This is a genomic window from Serratia sp. CMO1, assembly GCF_015689115.1.
Lineage (GTDB): Bacteria > Pseudomonadota > Gammaproteobacteria > Enterobacterales > Enterobacteriaceae > Serratia > Serratia marcescens.
Genome location: NZ_CP065032.1, coordinates 240942 through 254558, shown reverse-complemented (window position 1 = coordinate 254558; position 13617 = coordinate 240942). Strand labels below are relative to the sequence as shown.

Here is a 13617-nt window from a genome sequence, read left to right as displayed (position 1 = left end):
CTGCAACCGGAAAGGTTGGCTTATTTAACTTCAACTTCTGCGCCAGCTTCTTCCAGAGATTTTTTCAGAGCTTCTGCGTCATCTTTGCTCACGCCTTCTTTCAGAGCGGCTGGAGCAGATTCAACCAGGTCTTTAGCTTCTTTCAGACCCAGGCCGGTAGCGCCACGTACTGCTTTGATAACAGCAACTTTGTTAGCGCCTGCAGCTTTCAGGATAACGTCGAATTCAGTTTTCTCTTCAGCAGCTTCAGCTGGGCCAGCAGCTACAGCTACAGCAGCAGCAGCAGAAACGCCGAATTTTTCTTCCATAGCGGAAACCAGTTCAACAACGTCCATTACGGACATAGCGGCAACTGCTTCCAGGATTTGGTCTTTAGTGATAGACATAACAATTGTTCCTAAAATTCAGAAATAGTTTAAATACGTTAGCAAAGGCTAAGAAAGAGTGGCTTACGCCGCTTCTTTCTGATCGCGTACTGCAGCCAGAGTGCGAACCAGTTTGCCGGCAGCGGCTTCTTTCATGGTTGCCATCAGGCGTGCGATCGCTTCTTCGTAAGTTGGCAGCGTCGCCAGGCGGTCGATTTGCGCCGCTGGGATCAGCTCACCTTCAAAGGCCGCAGCTTTAACCTCGAATTTTGCATTCGCTTTCGCGAACTCTTTGAACAGACGAGCAGCAGCGCCCGGGTGTTCGTGAGAGAATGCAATCAAGGTTGGACCGACAAACGTGTCTTTCAGGCATTCGAATGGAGTGCCTTCAACTACGCGACGCATCAGGGTGTTGCGAACAACACGCATGTAAACGCCAGCTTCACGACCTGCTTTACGCAGTTCAGTCATTTTATCTACGGTAACGCCGCGGGAATCCGCAACAACCGCAGACAGCGCGCCTTTGGCTACTTCGCTGACTTCAGCAACAATCGCTTGTTTGTCTTGAAGATTTAATGCCATTAGCTTTTTGCTCCTGGATTAGCCGGGGAAAATCCCCCGGAACTCACTTCACTCGGCGCTTTGTAAAACGCCACGCCGAGCGGCTTAACACGGTGAGCAGAATCCAGCAAAGACATTCTTTTATAAAAAAGAAAAATTTTCTTAGGCTCTGTCACCGTCTACGCAGGAAGGATTAAGTATCTCGCGATACACCTGCGGTCTTGGACGGAGGCCTGGATAGGCCAGGCTCCAACCGAAAAATCTTTGTTTTGCCTACGGCATAGCCAATAGCAAAACCTTGGGGCATAAGATTCTAGACAAATCTCGGCCCCAAGTCAAAGCGATAATCGCAAGTGCGATTAGTTCGCTGCGGCAGACAGACCGCTCTGATCGATAGCAACGCCAGCACCCATGGTGGTGGAGAGGCTAACTTTCTTGATGTACATACCTTTCGCCTGAGAAGGTTTTGCTTTTTTCAGCGCAACCAGCAGGGCTTCCAGGTTTTCTTTCAGTTTGTCTGCGTCGAAATCAACCTTACCGATGGTGGTATGGATGATGCCGTTTTTGTCGTTACGGTAGCGAACCTGACCTGCTTTAGCGTTTTTCACAGCTTCAGCAACGTTCGGGGTAACGGTACCCACTTTCGGGTTTGGCATCAGGCCGCGTGGACCCAGGATCTGGCCCAGTTGACCAACAACGCGCATTGCATCCGGGGAAGCAATAACAACGTCGAAGTTCATTTCGCCTTTCTTGATCTGCTCAGCCAGATCGTCCATACCTACCAGCTCTGCGCCTGCAGCTTTCGCAGCTTCAGCGTTAGCGCCTTGGGTAAATACGGCAACGCGAACGGAACGACCGGTGCCGTGTGGCAGAACGGTAGCGCCACGAACGTTTTGGTCAGATTTACGAGCGTCGATGCCGAGGTTAACGGCAACGTCAACGCTTTCTACGAATTTAGCGGTGGCCAGCTCTTTCAGCAGAGCAACAGCTTCAGTGATGTCATACTGTTTAGTAGCATCAACTTTGTCACGGATCACGCGCATGCGCTTGGTCAGCTTAGCCATCTCTTAATCCTCCACTACCAGGCCCATGGAACGAGCGGTACCTTCGATGGAGCGAGTCATCGCTTCAACGTCAGAACCAGTCATGTCCGCAGCTTTGGTTTCTGCGATTTCACGTACCTGAGCACGGGTCACTTTACCTACTTTGTCTTTGTTCGGCTTACCGGAACCAGACTTGATACCAGCCGCTTTTTTCAGCAGAACTGCTGCTGGCGGGGTTTTGGTAACGAAAGTGAAGGAGCGATCAGAATAAACGGTGATAACAACCGGAATCGGCAGACCTTTTTCAATGCTGTCAGTCTTAGCATTGAACGCCTTACAGAATTCCATGATGTTAACGCCCTGCTGACCCAGAGCTGGACCCACTGGTGGGCTCGGGTTAGCCATACCAGCTGCAACTTGCAGCTTAACGTAGGCTTGTACTTTCTTAGCCATTTAAATTTCCTCGGTTTGGGTAGTATCGCCTCGTGAGAGGCTCCCCGTGTTTAACCTCGCCGGACAAACATCAGGCAAGGCATCTAAAAACAAAAGGCGCGAAATTGTAGTTCAATTTCGCGCCTTTGACAAGCGGCAACAGGCCGCTTACTGCTGATTATTCGATCAGCCTTTTTCAACCTGGCTGAAGTCCAGTTCCACCGGCGTTGCACGGCCGAAGATGGAAACGGAAACTTTCAGGCGGCTCTTCTCGTAATCGACTTCTTCGACCACGCCGTTGAAATCGGCAAACGGGCCGTCGTTGACGCGCACCAGCTCGCCCGGCTCGAACAGCGTTTTCGGACGCGGCTTGTCACCAACCTGCTGCAGGCGGTTCATGATCGCATCAACTTCTTTATCGCTGATCGGCGCTGGACGGTCAGACGTACCGCCGATGAACCCCATGACGCGCGGTACGCTGCGCACCAGGTGCCAGCTGGCGTCATTCATCACCATCTGCACCAGCACATAGCCAGGGAAGAACTTACGCTCGCTCTTGCGACGCTGACCGCCACGGATTTCAACCACTTCTTCCGTAGGCACCATCACTTCGCCGAACAGCTCTTCCATATCGTGCAGTTTGATGTGTTCACGCAGCGATTGTGCTACGCGACCTTCAAAACCGGAAAACGCCTGAACGACGTACCAACGTTTTTTTGGAGCTTCAGACATTTTAGAACCTCAGGCCAGTAATAAACGACACCAGACGGACCAGAATACCATCCAGCCCCCACAGAATCAGTGACATCACGGCGGTTACCGCGGCGACGATCAACGTGGTGTGCAGCGTTTCCTGACGAGTTGGCCAAATCACTTTACGTACTTCGGTACGCGCTTCACGGGCAAACGCAACGGTGGCTTTGCCTTTGGTGGTCATCAGAGCCACTGCACCTGCAACGGCGATGATCAGCACAACTGCCAGCGCGCGCAATGGCAGGCTTAAATCACGGTAGTAATAGTTACCGACAATAGCCACAACCAACAGAACGGCGACGATCAGCCACTTTGCCGCTTCCAGGCCGCGTCCGCTCCCTTGAGCCTCGGTATTCGCACTCATAAACCAACCTGTCACAATGATGATTCAGAACAAACAACTTTGCCTCGCATTGCGAGGCAAACCAAACCGATCGGATACCGCACTAGCGATATCCCGGTGTTTTACGCCATGACGTATTCAGTCAATACGGTTTAAGAGCCCATCTCACCAATGATTATGACTGCAAAATCGCTGATGAGATAGGTTCTAGTTCACAGCGTAGAAAAAGGGCATCAAATGATGCCCTTTTACCGCGTGTCGCGTCAAACTTTATCAGCGATTAAGCGATAACTTTAGCAACAACACCAGCGCCTACAGTACGGCCGCCTTCACGGATTGCGAAACGCAGACCGTCGTCCATCGCGATTGGGTGAATCAGGGTTACAACCATGTTCACGTTGTCGCCTGGCATTACCATCTCTACGCCTTCTGGCAGTTCGATGGTACCGGTCACGTCAGTAGTACGGAAGTAGAACTGTGGACGGTAGCCTTTGAAGAATGGCGTGTGACGACCACCTTCATCTTTGCTCAGGATGTACACTTCAGATTCGAACTGGGTGTGCGGCTTGATGGAGCCTGGCTTAGCCAGTACCTGACCACGTTCGATTTCTTCACGTTTGATACCACGCAGCAGAACACCTACGTTCTCACCAGCACGGCCTTCGTCCAGCAGTTTGCGGAACATTTCAACGCCAGTACAGGTAGACTTAACGGTGTCTTTGATACCAACGATTTCAACTTCTTCGCCAACTTTGATGATACCGCGCTCAACACGACCGGTAACAACGGTACCACGACCGGAGATGGAGAATACGTCTTCGATTGGCAGCAGGAACGGCTTGTCGATAGCACGCTCTGGCTCTGGGATGTAGCTGTCCAGGGCTTCGGCCAGTTCGATGATTTTCGCTTCCCACTCAGCTTCGCCTTCCAGCGCTTTCAGCGCGGAACCGCGGATTACCGGCAGGTCGTCGCCTGGGAAGTCGTAAGCGGACAGCAGTTCGCGAACTTCCATTTCTACCAGTTCCAGCAGCTCTTCATCATCTACCATGTCGCATTTGTTCATGAATACGATGATGAAAGGAACGCCAACCTGACGACCCAGCAGGATGTGCTCACGAGTCTGAGGCATTGGGCCGTCAGTCGCAGCTACTACCAGGATCGCGCCGTCCATCTGAGCAGCACCGGTGATCATGTTTTTCACGTAGTCGGCGTGCCCTGGGCAGTCAACGTGCGCGTAGTGACGAGTCGGGGTGTCATATTCAACGTGAGAGGTGTTGATGGTGATACCACGAGCTTTTTCTTCTGGCGCGTTATCGATCTGGTCGAAAGCACGTGCAGAACCGCCGTAGGTTTTAGCCAGTACGGTAGTGATCGCTGCAGTCAGGGTAGTTTTACCGTGGTCAACGTGGCCGATAGTACCGACGTTAACGTGCGGTTTTGTACGTTCAAACTTTTCTTTAGACATCGATTGTCCCTCTAAGACACGGATAAATCGGTGGTATCACCACATCAACCAAGCATTTGCTCGTTGAATCCAGAACAGAAAGAAAATCAGGGGGCGAGAAATTAAGAAGTGGTGCTGATAGGCAGATTCGAACTGCCGACCTCACCCTTACCAAGGGTGCGCTCTACCAACTGAGCTATATCAGCACATCTTGGAGCGGGCAGTGGGAATCGAACCCACATCATCAGCTTGGAAGGCTGAGGTAATAGCCATTATACGATGCCCGCATCCTGGAACTCGGCTACCTGATTTTTCTGTAGAATTTTGGGATGGAGCAGGATTGTTCATCACTCGGCTCGCATCCTTCGGGCCGGCTGCGCCTTGCGCTGCACAGCTCGAACCTTGCCGAAGGCTTTCGCCCTCTCCTCCCGCCATCAACCGCTGCGGTATTCATCGCATCTCAGTTAATCGCCGAAGGCAAGATTTGGTGGTGGGGGAAGGATTCGAACCTTCGAAGTCTGTGACGGCAGATTTACAGTCTGCTCCCTTTGGCCGCTCGGGAACCCCACCAGATTTTAACTACTTGTGACTTGAATGGTGCCGGCTACCGGAATCGAACTGGTGACCTACTGATTACAAGTCAGTTGCTCTACCTACTGAGCTAAGCCGGCATCAAGTGCAGCGCATTCTAGGTAGAGCGGGCGACCTATGCAACAAAAAAATTGCTTTACGCGCACTTTCGCTCATAAATCAGTCAATTTTGCATACTGTCATGCAATTTGCAGCCTGCGGCGTGCAAACATTCATCACTCGCGGCAATCATTCTCTACAATTTTATCCACTTTTTGCAAGCCTTGAGCGCCGCTTTCTCCGTGTCGGGCTTCTCAAAACACTTAACCCGCGATGGTAAACTGTGAGCGGGATCGATGCACCAAAAAGGGGATACCTGCCCCGAACTGCGGCGTGGGCTACACTGATCCCTCGCCCTTTTGCCGTTGCTATGCCTTTCGCCGCTGTGGCTCAGTTATTGCTTCTCTTCATTACCCCCATCCCAGGAGGAATGACCGATGAAAATAGTGCCTATCAACGCCGCTACGTTGCCGATTTACCGCGATGAATTGGCCCGCCTGTTGACCGATGCCGTCACGCACGGCGCTTCTGTCGGTTACGACACCTTAATTCCTCACGAAGACGCCGAGAGCTACTTCCACAGTCTGCGACCGGCCCTGGCCAAAGGTGAGCTGCTGCTGTGGATTGCCCGTGACGATCGCGGCGTCGTTGGCACCGTGCAACTCGAGCTTTGCCAGAAGCCGAACGGCCGTAATCGTGCGGAGGTAGTGAAGCTGTTGGTGCATAGCCGTGCTCGCCGCAACGGCGTAGGTCAGGCTCTGATGAAGACACTGGAGTACGCGGCACTGCAGCAGCAACGCGGGCTATTGTATCTGGATACGCAGGCCGGTTCGGCGGCAGAAGCGCTTTATCGCAGCCTGGGTTATCGCTGTTTGGGTGAGCTGCCGGATTATGCAGCGGGTCCCGATGGGCATTACCATCCGACCGTCATTTATTACAAACGTCTGTTCACCGTAAGTCAGCCTTCGCGCGCCATCGCCAGTTAGTCTTCAGGCGGTATCCGGCTCTGATGATACCGCCTTGCAACCCCGCTTTATCAACTGCGCGCCGCTTCGCACAATTGACATAAACTGCTGCCTATCGACAACTTTTGCGAAAAAAGTCTACGCCAAAAACGAAGCTGTCTATAATATGCAGCTTGTTTATTCTCTGGAGTTGGCGTCCGGCGCCTTTCCCAACCTGCGTTAACAGGCAGAATTTGGCTTATGATAAAAAGAGATCAATCTTTAGCAACGCCTTACCTACAGTTCGATCGTACCCAATGGGCTGCGTTGCGAGATTCGGTGCCGCTGACGTTGTCGGAAGAAGAGATCGTTAAACTGAAAGGGATTAACGAAGATCTCTCGTTGGAAGAAGTTGCGCAGATTTATCTGCCGCTGTCACGACTGTTGAACTTCTATATCAGTTCCAACCTGCGTAGGCAGGCGGTGCTCGAGCAATTCCTCGGCACCGACGGGCAAAAGATTCCCTATGTCATCGGTATCGCCGGCAGCGTAGCCGTAGGTAAGAGCACAACCGCACGTCTGTTGCAGGCGTTGTTGAGCCGTTGGCCAGAACACCGCAGCGTTGAGTTGATCACGACCGACGGCTTCTTGCACCCTAATAAGGTGCTGAACGAACGCGGCCTGATGAAGAAAAAAGGCTTCCCGCAGTCTTACGATATGCATAGCCTGGTGAAATTCGTGTCGGAAGTGAAATCCGGCGCCAAACGCGTCACCGCTCCGGTTTATTCTCATTTAATCTATGACGTTGTACCCGAAGGCAATAAAGTCATCGAGCAACCGGATATTCTGATCCTGGAAGGGCTTAACGTATTGCAAAGCGGTATGGATTATCCTCACGATCCGCATCGCGTATTCGTTTCCGACTTTGTCGACTTCTCTATATATGTCGATGCGCCGGAGACGCTATTGCAAAGCTGGTATATCAATCGCTTCTTGAAATTCCGTCAGGGCGCATTTTCCAATCCCGATTCTTATTTCCATAACTATTCAAAATTGCCGGAACCGGAAGCAGTTAATATCGCCACGCAATTATGGAATGAAATTAACGGATTGAATTTGCAGCAGAATATACTGCCCACCCGTGAACGCGCCAGCCTGATAATGACCAAAAGCGCTAACCACGCCGTTGAAAGCGTGCGTTTAAGAAAATAAGCCTACCGATCGATTCAGGGGACGTTACTGTCCCCTTGTCTTTTCTCACTATTCCGCGCTGCGCAGCGATATCTCGCCACCGATGAAGGGCTTGATCTCCCCGTCCTGTTCCAGCAGCAGTGCGCCCTGTGAATCGATTCCTCGGGCGATACCCACAATCTGCCGCTCGCCAATCAGCAGCTTGACCGGCCTGTCGATAAAGTTATCCAGGGTACGCCAGCGACCGATAAAGGGTGCGAGTCCGTCTATCTCAAACTGTTTCAATGACTGACGCAGTTCATTAAGCAAGGTCGCAGCCAGTTCATTGCGATCGATCTGAATTCCCGCTTCCTGTAGGTTAATCCATCCCTGAGTAATGGCGCTGGCATTGGTATCACGCATCGCCAGGTTGATGCCGGCGCCGATGACCAGTTGGGCCGCATCGCCGGTTTTTCCCGTCAGTTCGACCAGGATCCCCGCCAATTTACGATCGTTTAGATAAAGATCGTTAGGCCACTTCACGCGCACATCAGCCGCACCGAGACGCTGCAAGACCTCCGCCATCACCATCCCGATCACCAGGCTAAGCCCCATAGCCGCTGCCGGCCCCTGCTCCAGTCGCCAGAACATCGACAGATATAAATTAGCGCCGAATGGCGAGATCCACTGCCGCCCGCGGCGCCCTCGTCCAGCCTGTTGGTATTCAGCGACGCAGGCATCACCAGAGTGCAATTCGTCGATGCGATCCAGCAAGTATTGGTTGGTGGAATCGACCACCGGCAACACGCTTACACGCTTGTCTTCCAGCAGGCTGAGGATTCGCTTGGCTTCCAACAGCTGGATGGCGCCAGGCAGGCTATAGCCTTTTCCGGGCACGGTAAAGACATCCAGTCCCCATTCGCGAATGGTCTGAATATGCTTATTGATCGCCGCGCGACTCATGCCCAGTGACTCACCGAGGTGTTCACCGGAATGGAATTCGCCGTCAGCCAGCAGCGCGATCAGTTTTAACGGAACCTTGGTATCTTTCATGACAGCACCGCCACGGCATTCAGTTCACCGGTCGCGCCAATAAAACGCACCTCAGGTTCCAGCCACACGCCGAATTTATCAGCCACCGTCTTGCGTACGTGGCGCGCCAACGCCACCACATCCTGACTGTGGGCGTTGGCGATGTTCACCAGCACCAGCGCTTGTTGGCGGTGTACCGCAGCGCCACCGATACGATATCCTTTCAGTTCGCATTGATCGATAAGCCATCCGGCGGCCAGCTTCACTTGGCCATCCTGCTGTGGATAATGCGGCATAGCAGGATATTTAGCGATGAGTTCTGCGGCTTTCTCTGCGTTCACCAGCGGATTCTTGAAGAAGCTGCCTGCATTGCCGGTTTCACGCGGATCGGGCAGCTTGCTGCGGCGCATGGCGCATACGGATTCAAATACCTGAAGTGGCGTCACCGTGGCAGGATCCAGCTTGGCCAGATCGCCGTAGCTCAATTTAGGTTGCCACTGTTTGTTGAGACGCAGACCCAGCCCGACAATGACATGTCCAGTCTGGAAACGGTGTTTGAAAATACTTTCCCGGTAACCAAAACCACACTCGGCAGCCGGGATACGATCGATAGCGCCGGTAGAGAAGTCCAGCAGATCGACATACTCGCAGATATCTTTCAATTCGACGCCGTAGGCGCCGATGTTCTGGATAGGGGCGGAACCGGCCAATCCAGGAATCAATGCCAGGTTTTCCAGACCGCAGATCCCGGCCTGCAGCGTATATTGCACCAGGTCATGCCAATTTTCACCGGAGCTGACGTGGAGATACCAGGCATCGTTATCTTCCCGAACATCAATACCCTTCAACTGATTGACCATTACTGTGCCAGAAAAATCCTCCAGGAACAGCACGTTGCTACCTTCACCGAGAATCAGCAACGGCTCCTGACGCTTGCGCGTTTGTTGCCACACCTTGAGCATTAGCTCAATTCTATCGGCCATGATCAGGTGCGCTGCGTTGACCGGGAGCGCAAACGTATTGTGGTTTTTTAAAGACGCGCTTTCAGTAGACATAACGTTCAGTACCCATACGGAAATAATCTTCCGCCTAGTCTACTCGATTCGAGGCGTCTGGCTAATATTTGTTTTAATTAACGTGAAATTTATCGACTAATACACTGAAGAATTAAGATTTATCTTTGATATAACCGGATAATTCTCATCAGTCTGTTCATAGATAGATATTTTTATTATTTAAATAATAATCTGGAACTATCAATTATATATTTAGCTGGCTATTTCCTTAGCAAAGAAACATTATTCTTCATTATAAGAATAAGTTACACATGCCCAAAAAGGCATTTTTCAAAGTAATAGATACTGTCAGGATATTTATTTTACGCATAGCAAAAAGCCCTGAACGTCAGTTCAGGGCTTTCGGCTTTGTTTGATGCCTGGCAGTGTCCTACTCTCGCATGGGGAGACCCCACACTACCATCGGCGCTACGGCGTTTCACTTCTGAGTTCGGCATGGGGTCAGGTGGGACCACCGCGCTATTGCCGCCAGGCAAATTCTGTTTCATTCCAACCGCTTCACTCTCGTGTCGCCATCAGAACCAATCTCGGAACTTCGCTGAAAATCTCTCTAAAAACACCTTCGGTGTTGTAAGGTTAAGCCTCACGGATCATTAGTACTGGTTAGCTCAATGCATCGCTGCACTTACACACCCAGCCTATCAACGTCTTAGTCTTAAACGTTCCTTCAGGGGCCTTGAAGGCCCAGGGAAGACTCATCTTGAGGCAAGTTTCGCGCTTAGATGCTTTCAGCGCTTATCTTTTCCGCACTTAGCTACCGGGCAATGCCATTGGCATGACAACCCGAACACCAGTGGTGCGTTCACTCCGGTCCTCTCGTACTAGGAGCAACCCCTCTCAATCTTCCAACGCCCACGGCAGATAGGGACCGAACTGTCTCACGACGTTCTAAACCCAGCTCGCGTACCACTTTAAATGGCGAACAGCCATACCCTTGGGACCTACTTCAGCCCCAGGATGTGATGAGCCGACATCGAGGTGCCAAACACCGCCGTCGATATGAACTCTTGGGCGGTATCAGCCTGTTATCCCCGGAGTACCTTTTATCCGTTGAGCGATGGCCCTTCCATTCAGAACCACCGGATCACTAAGACCTACTTTCGTACCTGCTCGAGCCGTCACTCTCGCAGTCAAGCTAGCTTATGCCTTTGCACTAACCTCACGATGTCCGACCGTGATTAGCTAACCTTCGTGCTCCTCCGTTACTCTTTGGGAGGAGACCGCCCCAGTCAAACTACCCACCAGACACTGTCCTCACCCCAGATTATGGGGCCGAGTTAGAACATCAAACATTAAAGGGTGGTATTTCAAGGATGGCTCCACGCAGACTGGCGTCCACGCTTCAAAGCCTCCCACCTATCCTACACATCAAGGCTCAATGTTCAGTGTCAAGCTATAGTAAAGGTTCACGGGGTCTTTCCGTCTTGCCGCGGGTACACTGCATCTTCACAGCGAGTTCAATTTCACTGAGTCTCGGGTGGAGACAGCCTGGCCATCATTACGCCATTCGTGCAGGTCGGAACTTACCCGACAAGGAATTTCGCTACCTTAGGACCGTTATAGTTACGGCCGCCGTTTACTGGGGCTTCGATCAAGAGCTTCGCCTTGCGGCTGACCCCATCAATTAACCTTCCAGCACCGGGCAGGCGTCACACCGTATACGTCCACTTTCGTGTTTGCACAGTGCTGTGTTTTTATTAAACAGTTGCAGCCAGCTGGTATCTTCGACTGGCTTCAGCTCCATCCGCGAGGGACTTCACCTACATGCCAGCGTGCCTTCTCCCGAAGTTACGGCACCATTTTGCCTAGTTCCTTCACCCGAGTTCTCTCAAGCGCCTTGGTATTCTATACCTGACCACCTGTGTCGGTTTGGGGTACGATTTAATGTTACCTGGAGCTTAGAGGATTTTCCTGGAAGCAGGGCATCAACTACTTCTGCACCGTAGTGCATCGTCATCACGCCTCAGGGTTAGTATGCAACCGGATTTACCAGGTCACACCCCCTACACGCTTAAACCGGGACAACCGTCGCCCGGCTAGCCTAGCCTTCTCCGTCCCCCCTTCGCAGTAACACCAAGTACAGGAATATTAACCTGTTTCCCATCGACTACGCTTTTCAGCCTCGCCTTAGGGGTCGACTCACCCTGCCCCGATTAACGTTGGACAGGAACCCTTGGTCTTCCGGCGAGCGGGCTTTTCACCCGCTTTATCGTTACTTATGTCAGCATTCGCACTTCTGATACCTCCAGCAACCCTCACAGGCCACCTTCACCGGCTTACAGAACGCTCCCCTACCCAACAACGCCTAAGCGTCGCTGCCGCAGCTTCGGTGCATGGTTTAGCCCCGTTACATCTTCCGCGCAGGCCGACTCGACCAGTGAGCTATTACGCTTTCTTTAAATGATGGCTGCTTCTAAGCCAACATCCTGGCTGTCTATGCCTTCCCACATCGTTTCCCACTTAACCATGACTTTGGGACCTTAGCTGGCGGTCTGGGTTGTTTCCCTCTTCACGACGGACGTTAGCACCCGCCGTGTGTCTCCCGTGATAACATTCTTCGGTATTCGGAGTTTGCATCGGTTTGGTAAGCCGGGATGGCCCCCTAGCCGAAACAGTGCTCTACCCCCGAAGATGAGTTCACGAGGCGCTACCTAAATAGCTTTCGGGGAGAACCAGCTATCTCCCGGTTTGATTGGCCTTTCACCCCCAGCCACAAGTCATCCGCTAATTTTTCAACATTAGTCGGTTCGGTCCTCCAGTTAGTGTTACCCAACCTTCAACCTGCCCATGGCTAGATCACCGGGTTTCGGGTCTATACCTTGCAACTATTCGCCCAGTTAAGACTCGGTTTCCCTACGGCTCCCCTATACGGTTAACCTTGCTACAAAATATAAGTCGCTGACCCATTATACAAAAGGTACGCAGTCACACCACGAAGGTGCTCCCACTGCTTGTACGTACACGGTTTCAGGTTCTATTTCACTCCCCTCGCCGGGGTTCTTTTCGCCTTTCCCTCACGGTACTGGTTCACTATCGGTCAGTCAGGAGTATTTAGCCTTGGAGGATGGTCCCCCCATATTCAGACAGGATGTCACGTGTCCCGCCCTACTCATCGAACTCACGACCTGTGCATTTTAGTGTACGGGGCTATCACCCTTTGCTGCGCGACTTTCCAGACGCTTCCACTAACACACAAGCCGATTCAGGTTCTGGGCTCCTCCCCGTTCGCTCGCCGCTACTGGGGGAATCTCGGTTGATTTCTTTTCCTCGGGGTACTTAGATGTTTCAGTTCCCCCGGTTCGCCTCATGCCACTATGTATTCATGACATGATAGTGTGTCGAAACACACTGGGTTTCCCCATTCGGGTATCGCCGGTTATAACGGTTCATATCACCTTACCGACGCTTTTCGCAGATTAGCACGCCCTTCATCGCCTCTGACTGCCTAGGCATCCACCGTGTACGCTTAGTCACTTAACCTCACAACCCGAAGATGTTTCCATCGTTCGTGCTGCAAACATTTGAGAGACTCTATGACAGGTTACTCTTCATCCCGGTACTTCTACGGAGGGATAAATTTCAGCCGTCATGTTTCAATTTTCAGCTTGTTCCAGATTGTTAAAGAGCAATATCTTAAACATGACTCGGAAGTCATCTTTAAGATATGGTGTATCGTCAGATACTTGAGACCGCCGCTTTCACCGGGTGGGTCGGAAGCTTGGCGTCCCCTAGGGGATTCGAACCCCTGTTACCGCCGTGAAAGGGCGGTGTCCTAGGCCTCTAGACGAAGGGGACACGACACCGTACTTTTATGACGCTTTTGC

General features: G+C 52.0%; 11 protein-coding genes, 5 tRNA genes, 2 rRNA genes and 1 other RNA gene. 2 read left to right on the top strand and 17 right to left on the bottom strand.

Going from position 1 to position 13617, the window contains the following annotated elements; translation table 11 throughout:
- Nucleotides 1-20: 20 nt before the first annotated feature.
- The 12 genes from rplL to IT763_RS01115 form a co-directional block, all read right to left on the bottom strand.
- Nucleotides 21-386, bottom strand: coding sequence for a 50S ribosomal protein L7/L12 (gene rplL, locus IT763_RS01170; RefSeq protein WP_004929903.1), 366 nt, complete (start codon nt 384-386; stop codon nt 21-23).
- A gap of 63 nt (nt 387-449) precedes the next feature.
- Nucleotides 450-947, bottom strand: coding sequence for a 50S ribosomal protein L10 (gene rplJ, locus IT763_RS01165; RefSeq protein ID WP_004929905.1), 498 nt, complete (start codon nt 945-947; stop codon nt 450-452).
- A 338-nt stretch (nt 948-1285) separates the two neighbouring features.
- The gene (rplA, locus tag IT763_RS01160; protein WP_004929908.1) at nt 1286-1990 is read right to left on the bottom strand and encodes a 50S ribosomal protein L1; all 705 of its coding nucleotides are present in this window, start codon (nt 1988-1990) and stop codon (nt 1286-1288) included.
- A 3-nt stretch (nt 1991-1993) separates the two neighbouring features.
- Nucleotides 1994-2422, bottom strand: coding sequence for a 50S ribosomal protein L11 (gene rplK / locus IT763_RS01155; protein ID WP_004929911.1), 429 nt, complete (start codon nt 2420-2422; stop codon nt 1994-1996).
- Between the two features lie 165 nt (nt 2423-2587).
- On the bottom strand, nt 2588-3133 hold the full coding sequence (gene nusG / locus IT763_RS01150) for a transcription termination/antitermination protein NusG (protein ID WP_004929914.1): 546 nt from the start codon (nt 3131-3133) through the stop codon (nt 2588-2590).
- Nucleotide 3134: 1 nt separating this feature from the next.
- Nucleotides 3135-3518: a preprotein translocase subunit SecE gene (gene secE / locus IT763_RS01145; protein WP_004929916.1), complete on the bottom strand. Its 384-nt coding sequence runs from the start codon at nt 3516-3518 to the stop codon at nt 3135-3137.
- A gap of 259 nt (nt 3519-3777) precedes the next feature.
- A complete protein-coding gene (tuf, locus tag IT763_RS01140; RefSeq protein ID WP_015376315.1) occupies nt 3778-4962 on the bottom strand; it encodes an elongation factor Tu in 1185 nt (394 codons plus the stop codon).
- Nucleotides 4963-5071: 109 nt separating this feature from the next.
- A tRNA-Thr gene (locus tag IT763_RS01135) sits at nt 5072-5147 on the bottom strand.
- A gap of 6 nt (nt 5148-5153) precedes the next feature.
- A tRNA-Gly gene (locus IT763_RS01130) sits at nt 5154-5228 on the bottom strand.
- A 36-nt stretch (nt 5229-5264) separates the two neighbouring features.
- A non-coding RNA gene (locus tag IT763_RS01125) (RtT sRNA) lies at nt 5265-5380 on the bottom strand.
- 46 nt (nt 5381-5426) lie between these two features.
- Nucleotides 5427-5511 (bottom strand) — tRNA-Tyr (locus IT763_RS01120).
- 25 nt (nt 5512-5536) lie between these two features.
- Nucleotides 5537-5612, bottom strand: a tRNA-Thr gene (locus IT763_RS01115).
- A gap of 396 nt (nt 5613-6008) precedes the next feature.
- On the opposite strand from IT763_RS01115, the gene IT763_RS01110 reads away from it, so the two are divergent.
- Both IT763_RS01110 and coaA read left to right on the top strand, forming a co-directional pair.
- Complete coding sequence (locus IT763_RS01110) at nt 6009-6557, top strand: GNAT family N-acetyltransferase (RefSeq protein ID WP_085337720.1); 549 nt, start codon at nt 6009-6011, stop codon at nt 6555-6557.
- Nucleotides 6558-6776: 219 nt separating this feature from the next.
- Nucleotides 6777-7727, top strand: a complete 951-nt coding sequence (coaA, locus tag IT763_RS01105) for a type I pantothenate kinase (protein ID WP_049300049.1) — start codon at nt 6777-6779, stop codon at nt 7725-7727.
- Nucleotides 7728-7775: 48 nt separating this feature from the next.
- On the opposite strand, the gene birA is transcribed toward coaA, so the two are convergent.
- From birA to IT763_RS01080, 5 genes are all read right to left on the bottom strand, one after another.
- Nucleotides 7776-8738: a bifunctional biotin--[acetyl-CoA-carboxylase] ligase/biotin operon repressor BirA gene (gene birA / locus IT763_RS01100; protein WP_004929427.1), complete on the bottom strand. Its 963-nt coding sequence runs from the start codon at nt 8736-8738 to the stop codon at nt 7776-7778.
- A complete protein-coding gene (gene murB, locus IT763_RS01095) occupies nt 8735-9772 on the bottom strand; it encodes a UDP-N-acetylmuramate dehydrogenase (protein WP_151254215.1) in 1038 nt (345 codons plus the stop codon). Before murB ends, birA begins: the two co-directional genes overlap by 4 nt.
- A 378-nt stretch (nt 9773-10150) precedes the next feature.
- A 5S ribosomal RNA gene (rrf, locus tag IT763_RS01090) occupies nt 10151-10266 on the bottom strand.
- Between the two features lie 99 nt (nt 10267-10365).
- Nucleotides 10366-13273, bottom strand: a 23S ribosomal RNA gene (locus tag IT763_RS01085).
- 239 nt (nt 13274-13512) lie between these two features.
- Nucleotides 13513-13588 (bottom strand) — tRNA-Glu (locus IT763_RS01080).
- Between the last annotated feature and the right edge of the window lie 29 nt (nt 13589-13617).